This is a genomic window from Neptunicoccus cionae (genome assembly GCF_002860325.1).
Classification (GTDB): domain Bacteria; phylum Pseudomonadota; class Alphaproteobacteria; order Rhodobacterales; family Rhodobacteraceae; genus Amylibacter; species Amylibacter lutimaris.
In genome coordinates this window covers 440,121-460,601 of the sequence record NZ_PKOJ01000001.1, presented here as the reverse complement: position 1 = coordinate 460,601, position 20,481 = coordinate 440,121, and the positions used below count along the sequence as shown (strand labels likewise).

Sequence of the window (20,481 nt, the reverse complement as noted above, 5' to 3'; positions counted from 1 at the left end):
TTGGGGGAATTGTTGCTAGAAGCGCGAACGCCACTGTCGATGCAGTTCCGGCCAATAGCGAGTTTATTCCCTATGACGGCAATCGGTGGAGCCAATCAGTCGACGTGTGAAACGGCTTACTATTGCCCCATCAAAGCGGCATCGAATGGGTATTTGGTAAGGTTCTCGTACCCGTCTTCGGTGATAAGCACTTGATCTTCGAGCTTAATCGTAAAGCTCCCGCCAACCTCACCGACTGCCGCTTCAACACAAAGCACCATTCCAGCCTCAAGGGGATAGTCAAAAGCCCCCGGCACCGCTTTATCCGGATAGGCAACGAGAGGCCACTCGTCACACAAGCCCACACCATGCATGAGGCAGCCATATTTCTGCGCCTGAAATTTTTCGTCCAGCCGATGGGCGTTGGCGGTGAGTTCCGGGATCATCACACCCGGCTTTAGCATTTCCATGTTGGTCATGATGTGTTCGTGGGCGTGCCGCATGGCGTAGATCATATCCGCAGGGGGTTTTTGATCCCCGATCCACCAACTGCGCGAGATATCCACGCAGATTCCATACGGCCCGATCAGGTCGGTATCAAAGCTGATGATTTCGTTTGGTTGGGTGATCCGGGGCCCACACTCCTGAAACCACGGATTTGTGCGCTGCCCGGACGATAGCAATCTGGTTTCAATCCACTCCCCGCCTCTATTGATGTTTTCTGCATGAAGAACCGCCCAAATCTGATCCTCCGATGTTTGACCATTGCCAACATTCTCACGGGCAAATTCTTCCATCGCTTTGACACTGGTTTCGCATGCATGAGAGGCGCAGCGCATCGCCAGAATTTCGTCCGGCCCTTTAACTGATCTTGATTTCTCGGTGACTTCTTCACCGTTCCGGATCTCGAAGCCTTGCGCTTGAAGCGCCGTTAACCCGTGCAGCATGATCTTGTCTACGGCGAGCATTTTCTGGTTCGGGGCGTGATCCTGCAACAACACGCGCACCTCGTTGGCGAAAGCACCAGCAGCCACGTCAATTTTGTCGCCACGATCAAAATAAAACAGATCCGCCCCCGAACGTTGCTCGGCCACAAGCGGATTGAACCTGCTGAGAAAGGGAGAGTTTTTGTAATCCCAGATAACCATGTAACCGTCAGCGCATAACAACACCGCGCGAAACGGGTTATGGGTATTCCATAACTGCATGTTTGTGGAATCCGTTGCATAGCGGATATTGAGCGGGTCGAACATCAAAAGGCCAGCGTACCCACGTTCGACGATATGACGGGTAAGGCGCGCGTGCCTGAAACTGCGCATGTTTGCCAGATTGGGAAAGGTCAAACTTGCGGCTTCCCACTCACGCATGGCGAGCTGCGTTGGGCCAATCTCAATCCGGTCCTGATCGTTAGGCGTTCCGTCGCCCAGCGTAGCACCACGGGTCGGGTCAATTTTACGGATGTCTCGGTGATGCGGAACCATTGAGCTTTCTCCAACTGGGAGGAAGCTTTGCGCAATTTTTTCAGACGGAATCGCCTGTTTGCGACAAATGATAACGTCTTTCAGATTGCTGGTTCCAATGTATGGCGTTTGAAAGAGAAGAGACGTGGTCGCAGGTTCAGCGAAGAATCAAACGTTGGCTGGCAGATTTGTGGCGAGAGCAATGTTTGAGGTCGTAAAGTTGCCCCCTCACTTCATCCGGTTCTCTTTCGATATCGACGGCTCGTCCTGCAATCCTGCAATCTGGATACCACGCCAGAAGTCCTGAATGTGGCGGTGGGCCCAGTCTCGGGCGCGTTCGGGGTCTTTTGCCTCGATCGCGTCTACAATCTGGCTGTGGGCGACAATCTGGCGTTCGATAGCTTGGGGAACGGACGGCGGGATCTGGATAAACCCCTGATACAGCAGCAAAGTCAGCGGTTCCCGCACTAGGCAGAGCACGCGGTTCTCGCTCATCTCGGCAACTTGGGTGTGGAACAGAGTATCAAGCCGCGTGGTCTCTGCGACGTCGTCCTTGGCGGCGACCAGACGGGCGTGGGTGTCCTTCAACTCGGCCAATGCCTCTGGGCTGCCCTGCCGTGCCGCCAGTTCCGCGGCCAGCGGTTCGGTTTCCAGCGCCACCTGCCACAACTCCCGAAAGGTCACATTCATCAGTACCATTGCGCGGCTGGAGCGGCTGGCCAGCTTGTCGCTCTGGGGCAAGGCCACCTCCAGACGGCGGGGCGTGGGGCGGTGCACCAGCCCTTCGCTTTCCAACTGGCGCAACCCTTCGCGCACGGTCGAACGGGTGACGCCAAACAATTGCGCCAGCTCCACTTCGCCGGGCAGCCGCTCTCCGGGTTTCAGGGTACCCTGCATGATCTGCGCTTCGATTTCATCGGCGAACTGGCGATAAGCGTAATTCACCTTCAAATGCTGGCTACGCAAACTCATGTCTTTTACTCCAATGCTTGCAGCTGGCCGGTGGTTCGGACCCCTGCCGCTGCGCCGATTAAACTACAAGCCGCCCCGTTTGTGAACAAAAAGGCGGCCTGCCCGTGGTTCAGTTACCTTGCGTCAGGACAGCGCCTCGAGAATGGTCACATTCGCGGTGCCGCCGCCTTCGCACATGGTCTGCAACCCGTAGCGTTTGCCCGAGGCCCGCAGCCCGTGAATGAGGGTAGACATCAGCCGCGTCCCGCTCGCCCCCAGAGGATGGCCAAGCGCAATGGCCCCGCCCTGCGCATTGGTGCGCGCCGGATCAGCGTCCAGTTCCTTGATCCACGCCAGCGGAACAGGCGCAAAGGCTTCGTTCACTTCGTAAAGGTCGATCTGATCCAGCGTCATGCCGGATTTTGCCAATGCTTGACGGGTGGCCTCGATCGGTTCTTCCAGCATAACCACCGGATCACCTGCGGTGACAGTCATATCCACGATCCGCGCGATCGGGGTGAGCCCGTGGATCTTGAGCGCCCGTTCGGACACGATCATCAATCCTGAAGCACCGTCACAAATCTGGCTGGCGTTTGCCGCACTCAGCACGCCACCTTCGGTCAGCGTATCCACGCTGCCGATGCTTTGCGCCGATGCATCATAGCGGATGCCTTCGTCCCGTGTGTGTTCGCCCGCTGCCGTTGTCAGTGGCAGGATTTCCCGCTGGAACGCGCCCGTTTCCGTGGCAGCGGCAGCCCGTTTGTGGCTTTCCAATGCATAGGCGTCCAGATCATCACGGGAGAACCCGTTCTTCTGTGCAATCATTTCAGCCCCTGTGAACTGGCTGAAGCCTGTCACGCCAAACCGCTCTGCAATGCGCGGGCTGACCGGATCCGCCCCGATACCGGCTTTGGCAAAACTGCTCATATCCGCGAACATGGGCACCCGTGTCATGCTTTCGACGCCAGAAGCAATCACCACGTCCTGAACACCGGACATCACCATAGCCGCGCCAAAATGCACCGCCTGCTGGGAACTGCCGCACTGGCGGTCAACGGTGGTGGAAGGAACAGTCTGGGGCAGCTTGGAAGCCAGCACCGCGTTGCGCCCGACGTTAAACGCCTGCTCGCCGCCTTTGGTGACACAGCCCATGATCACATCATCAATAGCCGCCGGATCAATCCCTGTGCGCTCCACCAGCGCATTCAGAATTTCCGCCCCCATATCGGCGGGATGCCAGTCTGCCAGCGCCCCTTTGCGGCGCCCCCCTGCGGTGCGCAGCGACTCTACGATATATGCATCGGCCATGATCCGTTCCTCCTTCTGACCCTGCGTCCCAAGCGGGGGGAGCGTGTTTCGTCTTCCCATCCAAATTCCGCTATGCTACGCCATTAGTGTCAGACAATACGTCACTAAATTCTGTTTATCAATGGGTCTCTCCGGCTTAGCGCCACGCAAAATGCAGCCGCCGGAGCAAGCCCGCCCCTAACGAACGAGCCTGAAATGATCCCTGAGAAATCCGATAAAACCCGCGAACTGGAAGACCGTCTGAAAGATTTCATGGACCAGCATATCTATCCGAACGAAGCCCGCTTCTATCGGGAGTCTGAGGATATCGGACCATGGGGCGTCCATCCGGTTGTGGAAGAACTGAAGATCAAAGCGAAAGAAGCCGGATTGTGGAACCTTTTCCTGCCGGAATCGGACAAAGGGGCCGGACTGAACAATCTGGAATACGCCGCGCTGTGTGAAATCATGGGCCGCAGCCATCTTGCGCCCGAAGTATTCAACTGCTCCGCTCCTGACACGGGCAATATGGAAGTGCTGGAACGCTATGGCACGGAAGAACACAAGAAACAGTGGCTGGAACCGCTGTTGAAGGGTGAAATCCGCTCCAGTTTTGCGATGACGGAACCCGCCGTTGCCTCCTCTGATGCGCGGAATATTGAAAGCGCCATCGTGCGGGACGGCGATGAATATGTGATTAACGGGCGCAAATGGTACACCACTGGTGCGACCGACCCCCGCTGCAAGATCATCATTTTTATGGGTAAATCAGATCCGAGCGCCGAGACTTATCGTCAGCAATCCATGATCCTCGTCCCGAAAGACACTCCCGGTGTCACGGTGAAACGTTCGATCCCTGTGTTCGGATTTTACGGCGTGCCGGACCGTGCCTCTGAAGTGATCTTTGACAACGTGCGTGTACCTGCCTCTAACATGCTGCTGGGTGAAGGCTGCGGGTTTGAAATTGCACAGGGCCGTCTTGGGCCGGGTCGTATCCACCACTGTATGCGCCTGATCGGGCTGGCCGAACGCACGCTGGAAAAAATGGTAATCCGCGCCGGTGAACGGACGACATTTGGCAAGGTTCTGTCCGAACAATCCGTCACCCGTGAACGCATCGCCCAGTCCCGCATCCTGATCGAACAGTCCCGCTTGTTGACCCTGCGGGCCGCCCATATGATGGACACTGTCGGCAACAAGGAAGCCAAGGCCGAGATTGCCATGATCAAGGTTGCGGTGCCAAATATGGCCTGTCAGGTGATCGACTGGGCCATCCAGCTTTTCGGCGGCGGTGGCACCAGCAACGATTTCGGACTGGCGGCAGCCTATGCGACGGCGCGTATGTTGCGCCTTGCCGATGGTCCCGATGAGGTCCACCGCGACCAGATCGCGCGGCTGGAATACAAGAAACAGGCCAAGGCGAATGCAGAGCGGCCCAATGTGAAGCTGTCAGATCAGGAACCGGCGGTCAGCAATATGGCTTTGGGCCTGACGCTGGACTGAAAAACGCGTTAGCCCTGCTCTGCGATCCGCAGTTCCAGTCCTGACAGGAGCTTGTCAAAGGCTGGGTCGGGGCGGCGGTCTGTTACGACAAAATCGCCAGCCTTTAACAGGGGCTGGCGCACCGCGGGGCGACGGTCCTGCGGTGTGAATTTGGAATGGTCCACTGCCATTATCACCTTGCCTGCATTGCGCAGCATGGCGGTGGCAATTTCCACTTCGCATTGTTCATGCACCAGAAACCCTTTGACAGCATCCACCATCGACGCGGACAAAAGCGCGTAATCCACCTGCATCCTCTCGATCACGTCAAATGCCGAGCGGTCAAAGGCTGCCCCGTCATGGTCGCGCAACTGGGTTCCCGCCATAAACACCTTGTTGCCCGGAATAATCGCCAGCGTGCTGGCCACAAAGGCCGAATTCGTCACAACGGTCAGTTCCTTGCGCGCCCGCAAGGCCTGCGCGATAAACCCCGAGGTCGAACCGGTGTCGATTGCAATACTGGCCCCGTCCCCGATGATCTCTGCCGCTTCCTTGGCAATGGCTACTTTGGCGGCACGGTTCAGGTTCATCCGCGCCAGATAAGGCGGGTCCGTTGCGATACGATTGGAAACCAGCGCTCCGTGCACCTTGTCCAGACGCCCGCTTGCGACAAGAGGCTGTGTTACACGGCGGATGGTCTGGTCGGACACGCCGAGCATTTGCGAAAGCTCCACTACCGAGAGTGTTCCCCGCATATCAACCGCGTGTAGAATCTGTGCTTCATATTTCGACATTTGCGATACCTATACCCAGAAACTTGCCAAACAACAGCCCGCATTTGTTGATTTTGCGGCTTATATCAACACAAATCAACAAATTCGTTGCCACGATGTTGATTTTAACTACTGTGAACCGTGAAAACCCCCTTGGATGGCATCATGGCACAACACGCAGCGAAACATCTGATCATTGGCGGAGGCATCATCGGGTGCTCTATCGCTTATCACCTGACCCGCATGGGCGAGAAAAACGTCGTGCTGCTGGAACGGGCCAGTCTGACCGAAGGCGCCACATGGCACGCGGCAGGGCTGGTGGGGCAGTTGCGCTCCTCGCGCAACACGACGCGGATGCTGAAGAAATCGGTCGAGATGTACGACAGGTTGCAAGATGAGGAAGGGTTGCAGTTTGACTGGAAGAAGACCGGCTCCCTGCGGCTGGCGGCGACCAGAGAACGGATGCTGGAAGCAAAGCGGCTGGCAACCATGGCCCGCAGTTTTGATCTCGAAATGCAGATCATCAGCCCTTCCGAGGCTAAAGACCTGTTCCCGCTGATCGACGACAAAGGGCTGGAAGGCGCTGCCTTTATCCCTTCTGACGGCTATGTAGATCCGGCCTCGCTGTGTCAGGCCATCGCAGGAGCCGCGCGGCGGCAAGGCGCAGATATCCGCCAGAATGTTGAAGTGACAGATTTCAATACCAGCGGCGGGCGGATCACCTCGGCTGAAACCACCGAAGGGCGCTGGGAGGCGGAAACGGTTATCCTTGCTACCGGCATGTGGAGCCGCGAAATCGCCGCGAAACTTGGCATCAGAGTGCCCGCCTGCGCGGTCGAACACCAGTATATCATCACGGAATCCACTGGCAGCGATATCGGCAACTACCCCACCCTGCGCGATCCCGAGCGGCTGGTCTATTACAAACCGGATGTTGGCGGGCGGCTGGTGGTCGGCGGCTATGAAGAGGACACCCTGCCCTTCGGCAACACAGGTATTCCGGGGAAATTCGTGCGCCAGCTTTTGCCTGAAAACCTTGACCGTTTCCTGCCGTTGGCGGAACTTGCGGGTAAGGTCACACCCGTCATCAACGAGGTCGGCATCCGGCAGGTGATCAACGGTCCGATCCCCTATTCCGCCGACGGGGATTTCGTGATGGGCTGGCAGCCCGACTATAAGAACCTGATGATGGCGACAGGGTTTCTTTATGGCATTGCCGCAGGTGGCGGTGCCGGAGAGATGATTGCCGAGTGGGTGGTGGACGGGCAACCCTCGCTTGATCTATGGCCATTGGATGTTCGCCGTTTCGGGCCGCATCACGGCACGCGCGCCTTTATGTATCCCCGCGCGGTGGAACATTACGCCCATCACTACAAGATGCGCTATCCCGGGCAGGAACATGAAACCGCCCGCCAGTTGCGCCTGTCCCCGCTCTATCAGAAACTGAAGGATCAGGGCGCGGTTTACGGATCGAAAAACGGTTGGGAGCGCCCGCTATGGTTCGCCCCCGAAGGGGTTCCGGCTACAGACCAACTGGACTTCCTTAACCCCGGATGGAAACAGTTTGCCGCACAGGAACACAAAGCCGTGCGCGAACGTGTGGCCCTGATCGACCAGACCAGTTTTGCCAAATTCGAAATCCTCGGGTCAGGTACGCTGCACCTTTTGCAAAGACTATGTGTTTCCAACATGGACAAGCCCGTGGGCAGCATCATCTACACCCAGATGTGCAACGCCAAAGGCGGGACAGAGGCTGACGTGACCTTCATTCGCCTTGGTGCAGAGCGGTTCTACATGGTCACAGGATCGGGCTTTGGGGTGCATGACAGCAACTGGATCAAAAGGCATCTGCCCAACGACGGGTCGGTGCATCTGATCGAGGTGACAAGCGGAACCGCTGTTCTGAATATCGTCGGCCCGAAATCGCGCGACGTTCTGGCCGCTGCTTCTGAAAGCGATGTATCGGACAGCGCCATTCCGTTCTCAACCGCGCGGGAGATCATCATCGGTGCAGCACCGGTACGGGCCGCACGGATGGGATATGTCGGGGAACTGGGGTATGAATTACACATCCCCACCGAATTTGCCGCCCATGTCTATGACACTTTATGGCAGGCGGGACAGCCCCACGGCATCGCAAATGTAGGCTACCGTGCGATTGAAAGCCTGCGGATGGAAAAGGGCTATGTTTATTGGTCGGGTGACATAACGCCGGATTACACCCCAATCGAAGCGGGGCTCGGCTTTCGCGTGCATCTGAAATCCAAGGGCGACTTTATCGGCAGAGAGGTTCTGGAAGCGCAGAAAACCGGCGGGATCGACCGGCGGCTTTGCACGTTTGTAACGGACGAACATTTGCCCCTGACCGGGGGCGAGGCGATCCTGCTCGGGGATCGTCTGGTCTCGCTCGCGACATCTGTCGGCTATGGTCACACTGTGGGGCAGACCATCCTGCGGGGCTATCTGGATCGGGAACATTGGCAACAGACAGATTTCACGCTGGAGGTTTTCGGGGACCATTACAGCATCCACCAGACCGACAGTCCGGTCTATGATCCGGCGAACAGTGCATTAAAAGGGTAACGGGGGAACGATGACAGACAACAGGGACAAGGTACTGGCAGCGCTGCGGGAGGCACCGCAATTTAACCATGTGCAGCAGGTAGATAGTATTACACGGCTCGGCGGGATGACCAATCTGGTCTACCGTGTGGAATTTGACGGCTCGTCCGTGATTGTCAGGATTCCGGGCGAAGGTACGGAAGATTACATCGACCGCGCGGTGGAGAAGCACAATGCGAAGGCCGCTGCGCGGGCCGGTGTGTCACCAGAGGTTCTGCTTGCCCGATCCGAAACCGGCCTGATGATCACGCGAACGGTGCCTGACATTGAAACCATGACTCCTGCGCTGTTTCAAAGCCGGAAAGGCGCGCCCGCAAGGGCAGGCAAGGCGCTGGCAAAACTGCATGGCTCGGGCGAGACGTTCCAGTTCCGGTTCGAGCTGTTTTCGATGATTGACGATTACCTGAAAATCCTTGCGACCAAAGACGTAGACCTGCCCGAAGGCTATCACGATGTGGTATCAGCCGCCGCGCCGGTTAAACAGGCACTCGCCAATGCGGACCTGCCCCTGGCGCCTTGCCATTGTGATCCGCTGTGCGAGAATTTTCTGGATGACGGCAATATCATGTGGATTGTGGATTGGGAATATTCCGGCATGAACGATCCCTTGTGGGATGTGGGCGACTTGTCAGTCGAGGCAGGTTTGAATGCAGCACAGGACCGAGAACTCTTGGAAGCCTACTTCGGACGTTCACCGACCGCAGCCGAGATCGGGCGCATGGTGATTTACAAGGCCATGTGCGATCTGCTCTGGACCCTTTGGGGATTGATCCAGCATGCCGACAAGAATCCGGCCGAGGATTTCTGGGCTTATGCCACGGAACGCTTCGCGCGGTGCAAGGCCCTGATGCAAGACCCTGCCTTTGCCGGTCATGTGGCTGCGGTGGAAAAGGGTTAAGCGTTCACAAGTTCCATCAGTTCACGGTGCAGGGCCGGTGTCGCCGCTGTAAGGGTGCGCCCGTCGGAATTCATGGTTAAAGCCTGGCCCTCCCAGTCTGTCATGATTCCCCCCGCCGCATGGACCACCGCGGACACCGGCAGGTAATCGTAGGGTTGCAGATCGTAATCCACGACCGCGTCGGCCAGCCCGCGGGCCACCAGCGCATGGGGATAGCAATCCGCCCCCATACGCCGCAACTCTCCGGCCTGCACGAGTCGGGAAAAGACCGCAGGTTCGCGGACCGCCAGCTTGTCCCCCTCGTTCAGAAACAGACGCGCGGTTGCAAGGCTCTCGCAACGGCTGCTTTGGACCGGCACACCGTTACACATCGCCCCCAGCCCGACCGCGCCGGTATAGGTTTCGCCCAGCGCAGGCATCCGGATGATCCCGAGTTGTGGCGTACCGCTGTGCAAATATCCCAGCAGCAGTCCGAACAGGGGCAGACCGGTAATAAAGGAACGGGTTCCGTCGATTGGATCAACAATCCACATATCCGCACCGGTCCCCGAACGGCCGAACTCCTCGCCGTAAATCGGCTCTTGCGGAAAGGCTCTGGCCAGACCGTCTCGGATCGCGGTTTCGGTTTCTTTATCTGCAACCGTTACAGGGCTCTGGTCCGACTTGGTTTCAATGTCGGGGCTGTTGCGAAAATGGGCCATCGCCACTTTTGCAGCTTGTTCGGTAATGCGGGTTGCCGTTTCAAGGCGCAGTTTCAGATCGCTCATTACGTTTATCCGGTCTGCCAAATTTTCGGGCGTTTAGGCGGTTTCCTGTTCGGTATCCCGCAAATCCTGACGCAAATCTACATATAATCGAAACTTTTGTTGATTTTTGTTGATATTGATTTGGAATCTGATTGTATAGTTGGATCATTACCGGCGATCCGCGGGCATTTGACCCGACCCAAGACCGGACGCCCCGATCCAACACAGGGAGTTTTAGAATGAAGTATATTTCCGTAGCGGCGGCCGCGTTTTTGGCGGCATCACCGGCGCTGGCACAGGAATCCACCGACCCGATCAAACTGACCTTGCACGACTGGTCCGGTCAGCTCATCACCACCACGCTGATGGGCGAGGTTCTGGAAGAAGCCGGATATAACGTCGAATATGTTCAGGCGGATTACATCGCGCAATTTGCCGGTCTGAAAACCGGCGATCTGCATGTGGCGATGGAACTGTGGGAAACCACAGCGCGCGAAGCAATGGACGAGGCCTTTGCCACCGGCAATGTGGTCAATCTGGGCGAAACCGGCATGATGGCGATCGAGGAATGGTGGTATCCTTCCTATATGGAAGAACGCTGCCCCGGCCTTCCGAATTGGGAAGCGTTGAAGGATTGCGCGGATGAGTTCGCCACAGCCGAAACCGCACCGATGGGCCGGTATCTGGGCGGCCCTGTCACGTGGGGCGGCTTTGATGATGAACGGGTTGAAGCACTGGAACTGGATTTCGAAGTGGTGCACGCAGGCACCGATGCGGCGCTATTTGCCGAACTGGAAGCGGCCTACCAGCGGAAAGACCCGATCATGCTCTGGCTCTATTCACCCCACTGGGCACCGGCAAAATTCGAAGGCAGCTATGTCGAGTTTCCTCCTTACACACCGGAATGCTACAGCGATCCGTCTGTTGGTGTAAATCCGGACGCTGCCTATGACTGCGGCAAGCCGACAGGTCCGATCTGGAAGGCGGCATGGGCCGGACTTGGCGAGAAATGGCCAAACGCCGAGAAAGCAATCAAGAACTTCAAGATCACCAACGAAGACATGGGCGCAATGGTGGCCGATGTGGATCTGAACGGCAAAACCGTTGAAGAGGTTGTTGCGGCTTGGATGACCGAGAACAAAGACGCATGGTCTTCGTGGATCGTGAAGTAACAGCATATCCAAAAAGGAGCGCGGCAGGAAATGCGGCGCTCCAGCATCCAATACCCCCTGATAGCACGACACATGCTTAGGCTGCGCGGCCTGCCCGCGCCAGCCGCCCCGAGGACAGAATGAACCAATCAGTCATACTAGAATGCCGCGATGTCTGGAAACTTTACGGACCGAACGCCGAAACCTTCCTGAAAAACACGCCGGCGCCGAAAAAGGGGGATCTGGGACGGGCCGGATTGATCGGCGCGGTACGGGCGGCCAATGTGCAGATTTTCAAGGGCGAGATTTTCGTGATTATGGGCCTGTCGGGATCCGGTAAATCAACACTGGTCCGATGTCTGTCCCGCCTTGTGGAACCCACGGCGGGTGAAATCCACTTTGAAGGTGAAAACCTTCTGAACAAGACCGACAAGGAGCTGATCCAGATCCGGCGCAGCAAAATGGGTATGGTTTTCCAGCAGTTTGCCCTGCTGCCCCATCTGACGGTTCTGGAAAACGCCGCCTTCCCGCTGGATGTGCAGGGCGTGCCCAAGGCGGAGCGTCTGGCCCGCGCGCAAGAGGTGGTGGAACTGGTCGGTCTCAAGGGGCGCGAAGGTTATTACCCGCGCGAATTGTCCGGTGGCCAGCAGCAACGGGTCGGCATCGCAAGGTCTCTTGCGGTGGAACCGGACCTGTGGTTTCTGGACGAACCGTTTTCTGCGCTTGATCCGCTGATCCGGCGCGAAATGCAGGACGAATTCATCCGCCTGCAGAACATGCTGCACAAGACGATCATCTTCATTACCCACGACTTTGACGAGGCGATCCGCCTTGCCGACCGTATTGCCGTCATGAAGGACGGCGCGATCCAGCAGGTGGCCAAGCCCGAAGAACTGGTTCTGAACCCTGCAACCGATTATGTGGCGGAATTTACCCGCCATGTGAACCGCGCCAAAGTGATCACTGCCGCCGCCCTTGCAGAACCGCTAAGCGGCGACAGTTTTTCCGGAACCGTTCCTGCAAACGCCACAATTGAAACCATCGGAGATCGTGTCGAGGCTGCCGAACACCCGTTTCACGTGGAACAGGACGGCGAAGTCATCGGCCAGATCACCCGAAGTGCCGTGATCGACGTTTTGGTGGGGCGGCGCTGAATGGGACGCTGGCTCACATCCGGCAGGGTTTTCTGGCTTGGCCTGTTTGCGGTCACTTGGCTGCTGTCGCAATATTCCTTCCAGCTTTACAAGGCGCTCGATGCCCGCTGGATCATCCGCTATCCAAAGAAATGGCAACTGCCACTGGAAGACTCTATCAGCGGTTTTCTGGACTGGCTGGTGGAAACTGCGAACTTCTATTTCTTCACTTTCAGGGACCTGACCCGCGCGATTGCCGCCGTGCTGGAAGCCCCTTACCAGTTCCTGCGCAATCTGCTCATTGAAGGCTTCACCACAGGCTATGGCGACAGCGCCGTGCAACTTGCCCCGTCGCTTGGCTGGGTGGCTGTCGTGGTCTGCGTCATTGCCATCGGCCATTACGCCCGTAACTGGGCGCTGGCTGCGCTGGTAGGGGCGTGTTTTCTCTACCTTGCTGTGTTCGGGCAATGGCACAGTGCCATGATCACGCTGGCCTCTGTTCTGATCGCGGTGCCGATCGGCGCGGTCGGCGGGTTGTTTCTGGGGATTGCGGCCTACCGCGCACCGTGGTTCAACCGCCTGCTGCAACCCGTTCTGGATCTGATGCAGACAGTACCGGTCTTTGCCTATCTGGTGCCGATCCTGATCCTGTTCGGTTTTGGCCCTGTTGCCGCACTTGTGGCAACCGTGATTTATGCCATGCCTCCGATGGTACGGATCACCATTCTGTCGCTTCATTCCGTACCCGAAGAAATTCAGGAAGCCGGACGCATGGCGGGCTGCACAAAGCGCCAGATCATGTGGAAGGTTCTGGTGCCCTCGGCCACACCGTCCCTTATGGTTGGCGTCAATCAGGTGATCATGCTCTCGCTCAACATGGTGATTATTGCGTCAATGATCGGCGCGGGCGGGCTCGGGTTCGATGTGCTGGCGTCTTTGCGGCGGCTCGACATCGGCGCGGGAATTGAAGCAGGACTGGCCATTGTTGTCATGGCCATCGCGCTTGACCGTGCCAGTCAGGCCTTTGCGGAACGCAGCCAGCGAAACCTGCCGGAAGGCAATCTTCTTCAACGCCATCCGTGGAGCAGCACCGTGCTCTTGGTGATCCTGGCCAATCTGGTGCTGGGCCGTTTCGTTCCCGCGCTGCAAACCTATCCCGATGCCATGACCCTGACCACCGGCCCCTTCTGGAGCGATGCGATGGAGTGGATCAACGTCAACTTTTTCGACACCTTCGAGGCGATCAAGGTCGTTGTGTTGCAAGGGCTTTTGCTGCCGGTAAAGAAATTCTTCAGCGGTATCCCCTGGGCTTGGGGCATCATCGCGACCGGCCTGATTTCATGGCGCATCGGCGGCTGGAAGCTGGGCGTTATGGCCGCCCTGATGATGGCCTTTATTGCAGCAAGCGGGCTGTGGGCCAAGGCGATGATAACGATTTATCTGTGCGGTGTGTCGGTTCTGATCGCCACGGTGATCGGCATACCCCTTGGCATTTGGGCCGCCGAGAAACCCGCTGCGGGGCGTGTGATCCTCGGGTTTATGGACACGCTGCAAACCCTGCCAAGCTTTGTCTATCTGATCCCGGTTGTGATGCTGTTCCGCGTCGGTGATTTCAGCGCCATGATCGCGGTCGTTCTTTATGCGCTGGCCCCTGCGGTACGCTATGCCGCCCACGGTTTGCGTGATGTACCCGAACAGATGATCGAAGCCGGTGTCATGTCCGGTTGCACCAAACGGCAACTGCTGTGGCGGGTGAAACTGCCGCTGGCCACGCCGCAACTGCTGCTGGGGCTGAACCAGACCATCATGCTGGCAATTTCCATGCTGGTGATCACCGCTTTGGTGGGCACCCGCGATCTGGGGCAAGAGGTCTATATCGCCCTGACCAAAGCCAACGCAGGGCAAGGCATCGTCGCGGGTCTGTCCGTGGCCTTCATCGCCATTGTGGCCGACCGGATCGTAAACGCACTGGCCGAAGGACAACGCAGGAGGTTGGGCTTATGACAGAAAACGCGATAGAACGGACAGCCGCCCTGTCCTGCTTTAGTAACCCGCAGGACATCAAACCGCTAAGCGGCGGAATCACCAATGTGAACCTGACTGTCACCGATCAGGGCCGAAAATACGTGGTTCGCATCGGTGCGGATATTGAAGAACACGGCGTCATGCGCTGGAACGAACTGGCCCTGTCCCAAGCAGCAGCCAAGGGCGGGTTTTCCCCCGAAGTTGTTTACCACGAAGACGGTGTTCTGGTGCTGGAGTTTCTGGAGGCGCGTACCTTTGCCGAAGAAGATGTGCGCAAACCCGAAAACCTGCACCGGATTGTGGCGCTGATGCACGACGTGCACACAGAAATGGGACAGCATCTGATCAAACCCGTTCTGGCCTTCTGGCCCTATCAGGTGAACCGCACCTATATCACACGTTTGCTGGCCGCAGGCTCCAAGTACCAAGGCATGTTCGACGAACTTACCGCACAAAGCGAAATGCTGGAGCAAGCGACCGGAGCAGTGGAACTGGTGATCGGGCACAACGACCTGCTGGCGGCAAATATTCTGGACGACGGTGACAAGCTCTGGCTGATCGACTGGGAATACGGCGGCTTTAACGCGCCCCTGTTCGATCTGGCCGGACTGGCTTCGAACAACGGGTTGGGCGAGGCGCAGGAACGGCAGATGCTGGAACAGTATTTCGCCGCCTCCGCCGATGATCGCTGGCGCCCCTATCAGGCGATGAAATGCGCCTCCCTCATGCGCGAAACACTCTGGTCGATGACCTCTGAAATCCACTCGGCGCTGGACTTTGACTATGCGCAATACACCAGCCAAAACCTCGACAGGCTGAACGCGGCCCTGTCCGACTTTGCAAACACGTAAGGCAAGATATGAAACTCCCATCCTCTTCGAAAATCGTCATCGTCGGTGGCGGAATTATCGGGTGCTCCACCGCCTACCATCTGGCGCAAATGGGTCAGGAGGTGTTGCTGCTGGAAAAGGCGCAGCTGACGTCCGGTTCCACATGGCACGCAGCCGGACTCGTCGGACAGCTGCGGTCGAACGCCAATATCACGCGGCTGCTGGGCTATTCCATTGATCTTTACAAAAACCTCGAAGCGGAAACCGGCCTTGCCACCGGCTGGAAGATGAACGGCGGGCTGCGATTGGCGTGTAATCAGGAACGCTGGACCGAGGTGAAACGGCAGGCCACCACCGCCCATAGCTTCGGGCTGGACATGCAGCTTTTGTCCCCGCAAGAAGCACAGGACCTGTGGCCGCTGATGGACATCGGTGATGTGGTTGGCGCGGCCTTCCTGCCCACAGACGGACAGGCCAACCCTGCCGACATCACACAAGCGCTGGCCAAAGGTGCGCGGGCCAAGGGCGCGAAACTGGTGGAACATACCCCTGTAACAGAAATCCTGACGGAGAAGGGAAAGATCACCGGCGTGCGCACCCCGCAAGGCGATGTTATGTGCGAAAAGCTGGTCTTGTGTTGTGGCCAGTGGACCCGCGAACTGGCCAAAACCATCGGCGTGACCGTGCCGCTGGTGTCTGTCGAACACCAGTATATGGTGACTGAACCCTTTGATGTGCCTTCCGATCTGCCGACCCTGCGCGATCCTGACCGTTTGACCTACTACAAGGAAGAAGTTGGCGGGCTGGTCATGGGCGGCTACGAACCTAACGGCATCCCTTGGGCGAAAGAAGGTATCCCCGAACCGTTCGACTTCCAGCTGCTGGAGTCGAACTTCGACCATTTCGAACAACTTGTCGAACTGGCCCTGCCCCGCGTTCCCGCCTTGCAAACGGCAGGGATCAAGCAACTGATCAACGGTCCCGAAAGTTTTACGCCCGACGGGAATTTCATCCTTGGCGAAGCTCCGGAAATGGCCAATGTCTTTATCGGCGCAGGGTTCAACGCCTTCGGCATCGCTTCGGGTGGCGGCGCGGGCATGGCGCTGGCGGAATGGGTGGCCAACGGCGCACCGCCCTATGACATGTGGCCGGTGGACATCCGCCGCTTTGGCCGCCCCCATTCCGATGAGGACTGGGTGCGTACCCGCACACTCGAAGCCTACGGCAAGCATTACACGATGGCATGGCCCTCAGAGGAACATTCCAGCGGCCGCCCCTGCCGCCGCTCACCGCTTTATGAAACCCTGCTGCGCAGCGGGGCCGTCTTTGGCGAGAAACTGGGCTGGGAGCGGCCCAACTGGTTTGCCGAAGAAGGTGAGGATGCCCGCGACATCTACACATTCGAGCGGCCGAACTGGCACGCCGCTGTCGGGCGCGAACACCAGGCCGCACGGGAAGCAGCGGTGCTGTTCGACCAGACCTCTTTTGCGAAATTCATCCTGAAAGGGCCAGATGCAGAAGCGGCGTTGAACTGGATCGCCTCCAACCGTGTGGACAAGCCCGTCGGCAGTATCATCTATACCCAGATGCTGAACGACAAGGGCGGCATCGAATGTGACCTGACCTGCGTGCGCATCGCGCTGGACGAGTATTACATCGTGACAGGCACCGGCTATGCCACCCATGATTTCGACTGGATCGCCCGCAACATCCCCGAAGGCATGAATGCGCAACTGGTGGATGTGACCTCTTCCAACGCGGTGCTGTCCCTTTTCGGACCCAAAGCCCGCGAGATCCTTGCTGCCTGCACCCGCGACGATATTAGCAATGAACCCTTCCCGTTCGGCCAGTCCCGAAAAATCGGCATCGCAGGCTGTCCGGTACTGGCCCTGCGGATCACCTATGTCGGCGAACTCGGCTGGGAATTGCACCTGCCTGTGGAATACGCGCTGACTGTCTATGAAGCGATTCACGCGGCGGGTAAGGAACACGGGCTGCGTAATGCAGGCTACCGCGCCATTGAAACACTCCGTCTGGAGAAAGGCTATCGCGCGTGGAGCTCGGATATCGGGCCAGACCATACACCGGATGAAGCGGGGCTTGGCTGGGCAGTAAAAATGAAATCCAACATTCCGTTCAAAGGACGCGAGGCGGTGCAGGCACAGCGGGAAGAGGGCAAGAAAAAGATCATGGCCACTTTCACCTGTAACGGGGATGTAATCCTGTCGGGCCGCGAAACCATCTATCGCAACGGGGAAACCTGCGGCTGGCTGTCCTCTGCCGGCTACGGGCACACGCTCGGGCAGAGTATCGGCATGGGCTATGTGCGCAGCGACAGAGTGATTGATCGCGACTATGTGCTTTCAGGAGAATATGAACTGGAAGTAGCCACAGAACGGGTGCCCGCAAACGTCACGCTTTCCCCGTTGTTCGATCCCAAAATGGAGCGGGTGAAAGCCTGATCTCCAGCCCCCAGGGCTGCTTCTGCAAGGCTTCGACCCCCATTGCATCCGGTGTCTCGTTACGCCGGGTGCGGTACGGAGTCTGCCAAAAAGATACTGTCGCATTGTAACCGCCAAGCTGCGTTTTATTCCAAAGCACACGGACACATCCGCGCCGGAGGCAAAATCTTTGCCTGCCAGTTCACGCCAACGCGACTTTCCATTTTATCCAGTCACAGCCGCCGCTTAGTGAAGCTCACCCTTCACGCCGCGGGGTGTATTTCTCCCGCTTCACTCACCCTTTGGTGACATTTCCGTCAGTTTTGCTGGAACGATTCCGATCAAAGCCGCGTTGGAACTGCAATGGGTGACGCGCAGACGCACCGCTTAAGAAGGAGAAATGAACATGCACAATGTATTCTACATCATCGGGGTGGTCGTCGTCGTTCTGGCCATCATCAGCCTTGCATTTTAAACCGACAGGAGACGCATTATGACCAATCAAAATACGTTGAACACTCAAGGCAAATCTTCCGTAGCGGAAAAAGCAAAAGAGACTGCTTCGGAACTGGCCGGACAAGCTAAAGAAACGGCCAACAGCGCAGCGCAAACTGCTGCGAATGCCGCAGTCCAACAAGCAGACAATGCAAAGGCATCCGTCGCTGACGAAGTGTCAGGTGTTGCCTCTGCCCTGCGCACCGCCGCAGGTGAAATGCGCAACGGATCGCCACAGGAACGCACGTTCGGCCAGATGGCCGAGGGTCTGGCAGATGCGTCTGATGCGCTGCGGGACAAAGACCTTGGCACGATGGTCGAGGACGTGACCCACTTCGCCCGCAAGAACCCGCTGCTGTTTCTTGGTGGCGCCGCGCTGCTCGGCTTTGCCGCAACACGCTTTGCCAAAGCGTCCGGCAGCTCCAGCCACGACGACAGCAACGCAGACGCTGCGCAGGGATACCAGACCTACGCACCAGCCGCACAAACAGGAACAACACGCACAGGAGGAGATTTCTCATGAGTGACCATCAACCGAATAAAAGCGCCGGTTCTGTCCTGAGCGATGCGCTGAACAACGTCAGTTCGCTGGTCCGCAGCGAAGTTGATCTGGCCCGTGCCGAAATCAGCGAAAACGTTAACCGTGCCGGTACTGCCCTTGGTATGATCGCAGGCGCCGCAATTATTGCGCTGGTCTCCCTGAATGTTCTGGCAGGCGCCCTTGTGGCCGGTCTGGCCGAAGCGGGTCTTGATGCCGGATGGGCTGCGCTGATCGTTGGCGTGATCCTTGCCGGTATAGCCTACGGGATGATCGCCAAAGGACTGAACGATCTGAAACTGTCCAGCCTTGCACCGACACGCACCGCAAAAAACGTCAAACGTGATGCCAAAGCTATCAAGGAGTCTTACGATGCCTAACGACACCAGAAGTGCCAGTGAAATTGAACGCGACATTGAACGGCAGCGTGCCAATCTGAGCGACAATATCGAAACCCTGCAAGACAAGTTTTCCATCGACACGATGGTACGTCAGGTCGGTGACCAGTTCCGCGAACACGGTGGTGATCTGGGCCGCTCTGTTGTGGAGCAGGTCAAAGCCAATCCGGTACCGCTGGCCCTGACAGGGATCGGTCTTGCCTGGATGATGTTCGGAAACGGGCAGAAGCGTGAACAGTCTAACCACTCCCGCGCTTACCGGACGGATGAACGTTATGACAGCCGCGACCGCAATGCCTACCCCGCGACCCGTGTCGCGCCGCATCCGGCGGACGATTATCGCTCCCGCGAGGACGATTACCGCCAGTCCCGTACCCGCAGCGGAATGCCCTATACACCGCCTGTAAACACACTTGGCAATGGTGATCCACTGCCATCTTGGTCGCAAGATGATGACGATGACGGGTCTTCCTTCATCTCGGATCGTGCCGCTGATGCCAAGGAGTCACTGGCAAACGCGCGGGATCGTGTCGCTGACGCGAAGGATCAGGTGGCCGGTAGCGTGGCTGATGCCAAAAATCAGGTGTCCGGCAGTGTATCCCACGGTGCTGACAAATTGCGCGACGGTGCGGGTAATCTGCGGGACAAGGTTTCTTCAGCCGCAGCCTCAGGCAAATCCGCAATCGCCAGTGGTGCAGGGACCGTTCAGGACAAAATGGCGGCCGCACGCAGCCGGATTGCGGAAGGTACCGAGAACCTTAGCGAGGAAGGCCGCAAACGGGTTATTGCAGCCCGCGAGAAAGCCATCGAGATGCGCCGGACCGCAACACAGAAAGCCTCTGAAGGGGCGGACGCCGCGGCGGACTTCTACGACCGGCAACCACTTGTCGTTGGTGCTCTGGCGCTTGCCATCGGTGCTGCATTGGGCGGGGCCCTGCCTCGTACACGTACCGAAGATAAATACGTAGGCGCACACAGCGACAAGATGTTTGAAGAAGCGGAACGCATCTTTCAGGAAGAGAAAGAAAAAGCCGCACGGGTTGCAAAATCAGTCCAGAAAGAGGTGAAGGATATCGCATCCGAAACCAAATCCGATCTGGACAGCGGCGCACCCGGTAACAAAACCGCAGTGGAAGCTGTTGGCGACAAGGCCAAATCGGCTGCCAATCGTGTCGCAGACAAAGCCAAATCAAAGGCCAAGGAAGAGGAGCTTGGAAAACCAAGCACCTGATTGACGAAGGGGGCTTTTACAGCCCCCTTTTTCCCCTCCTA

At 57.7% G+C, this 20,481-nt stretch carries 16 protein-coding genes; 11 read left to right on the top strand and 5 right to left on the bottom strand.

What is annotated here, in order from left to right; all coding sequences use genetic code 11:
* Positions 1-119: 119 nt before the first annotated feature.
* The 3 genes from dddP to C0U40_RS02115 all read right to left on the bottom strand — a co-directional run bounded on the left by dddP (position 120) and on the right by C0U40_RS02115 (position 3,698).
* Positions 120-1,460 carry a dimethylsulfonioproprionate lyase DddP gene (dddP, locus tag C0U40_RS02125; RefSeq protein WP_101654095.1) on the bottom strand — a complete coding sequence of 447 codons (1,341 nt, stop codon included), beginning with the start codon at positions 1,458-1,460 and terminating at the stop codon, positions 120-122.
* A 207-nt stretch (positions 1,461-1,667) separates the two neighbouring features.
* Positions 1,668-2,411, bottom strand: a complete 744-nt coding sequence (locus C0U40_RS02120) for a FadR/GntR family transcriptional regulator (protein WP_101654094.1) — start codon at positions 2,409-2,411, stop codon at positions 1,668-1,670.
* A gap of 123 nt (positions 2,412-2,534) precedes the next feature.
* Positions 2,535-3,698 carry an acetyl-CoA C-acetyltransferase gene (locus C0U40_RS02115; RefSeq protein ID WP_101654093.1) on the bottom strand — a complete coding sequence of 388 codons (1,164 nt, stop codon included), beginning with the start codon at positions 3,696-3,698 and terminating at the stop codon, positions 2,535-2,537.
* A 195-nt stretch (positions 3,699-3,893) separates the two neighbouring features.
* Between C0U40_RS02115 and C0U40_RS02110 the strand changes: the two genes are divergently transcribed.
* On the top strand, positions 3,894-5,180 hold the full coding sequence (locus C0U40_RS02110) for an acyl-CoA dehydrogenase family protein (RefSeq protein WP_101654092.1): 1,287 nt from the start codon (positions 3,894-3,896) through the stop codon (positions 5,178-5,180).
* 8 nt (positions 5,181-5,188) lie between these two features.
* Here the strand turns inward: C0U40_RS02110 and C0U40_RS02105 are convergent, their stop codons facing one another.
* Positions 5,189-5,953: a DeoR/GlpR family DNA-binding transcription regulator gene (locus C0U40_RS02105; RefSeq protein ID WP_101654091.1), complete on the bottom strand. Its 765-nt coding sequence runs from the start codon at positions 5,951-5,953 to the stop codon at positions 5,189-5,191.
* A gap of 144 nt (positions 5,954-6,097) precedes the next feature.
* Here C0U40_RS02105 and C0U40_RS02100 point away from each other — a divergent pair, with 144 nt between their 5' ends.
* Positions 6,098-8,515 (top strand): GcvT family protein, encoded by a 2,418-nt coding sequence (locus C0U40_RS02100; RefSeq protein WP_101654090.1) that lies wholly within the window; start codon positions 6,098-6,100, stop codon positions 8,513-8,515.
* Between the two features lie 10 nt (positions 8,516-8,525).
* Positions 8,526-9,452 (top strand): choline kinase family protein, encoded by a 927-nt coding sequence (locus tag C0U40_RS02095; RefSeq protein ID WP_101654089.1) that lies wholly within the window; start codon positions 8,526-8,528, stop codon positions 9,450-9,452.
* On the opposite strand, the gene C0U40_RS02090 is transcribed toward C0U40_RS02095, so the two are convergent.
* A complete protein-coding gene (locus C0U40_RS02090) occupies positions 9,449-10,219 on the bottom strand; it encodes an inositol monophosphatase family protein (protein WP_101654088.1) in 771 nt (256 codons plus the stop codon). The genes C0U40_RS02095 and C0U40_RS02090 overlap by 4 nt on opposite strands.
* 218 nt (positions 10,220-10,437) lie before the next feature.
* On the opposite strand from C0U40_RS02090, the gene C0U40_RS02085 reads away from it, so the two are divergent.
* The 8 genes from C0U40_RS02085 (at position 10,438) to C0U40_RS02050 (ending at position 20,440) form a co-directional block, all read left to right on the top strand.
* Positions 10,438-11,370, top strand: a complete 933-nt coding sequence (locus C0U40_RS02085; RefSeq protein ID WP_101654087.1) for an ABC transporter substrate-binding protein — start codon at positions 10,438-10,440, stop codon at positions 11,368-11,370.
* Positions 11,371-11,489: 119 nt separating this feature from the next.
* The gene (locus tag C0U40_RS02080; RefSeq protein WP_101654086.1) at positions 11,490-12,503 is read left to right on the top strand and encodes a quaternary amine ABC transporter ATP-binding protein; all 1,014 of its coding nucleotides are present in this window, start codon (positions 11,490-11,492) and stop codon (positions 12,501-12,503) included.
* Complete coding sequence (locus C0U40_RS02075) at positions 12,504-14,486, top strand: ABC transporter permease (RefSeq protein ID WP_101654085.1); 1,983 nt, start codon at positions 12,504-12,506, stop codon at positions 14,484-14,486.
* A complete protein-coding gene (locus C0U40_RS02070) occupies positions 14,483-15,358 on the top strand; it encodes a choline kinase family protein (RefSeq protein WP_101654084.1) in 876 nt (291 codons plus the stop codon). The genes C0U40_RS02075 and C0U40_RS02070 overlap by 4 nt, the downstream gene beginning before the upstream one ends.
* Before the next feature lie 8 nt (positions 15,359-15,366).
* The gene (locus tag C0U40_RS02065; protein WP_101654083.1) at positions 15,367-17,799 is read left to right on the top strand and encodes a GcvT family protein; all 2,433 of its coding nucleotides are present in this window, start codon (positions 15,367-15,369) and stop codon (positions 17,797-17,799) included.
* Positions 17,800-18,271: 472 nt separating this feature from the next.
* Positions 18,272-18,796: a hypothetical protein gene (locus tag C0U40_RS02060; protein WP_101654082.1), complete on the top strand. Its 525-nt coding sequence runs from the start codon at positions 18,272-18,274 to the stop codon at positions 18,794-18,796.
* Positions 18,793-19,191 carry a phage holin family protein gene (locus tag C0U40_RS02055; RefSeq protein ID WP_101654081.1) on the top strand — a complete coding sequence of 133 codons (399 nt, stop codon included), beginning with the start codon at positions 18,793-18,795 and terminating at the stop codon, positions 19,189-19,191. The genes C0U40_RS02060 and C0U40_RS02055 overlap by 4 nt, the downstream gene beginning before the upstream one ends.
* Positions 19,184-20,440, top strand: a complete 1,257-nt coding sequence (locus tag C0U40_RS02050) for a DUF3618 domain-containing protein (RefSeq protein ID WP_180957593.1) — start codon at positions 19,184-19,186, stop codon at positions 20,438-20,440. Before C0U40_RS02055 ends, C0U40_RS02050 begins: the two co-directional genes overlap by 8 nt.
* Positions 20,441-20,481 lie beyond the last annotated feature (41 nt).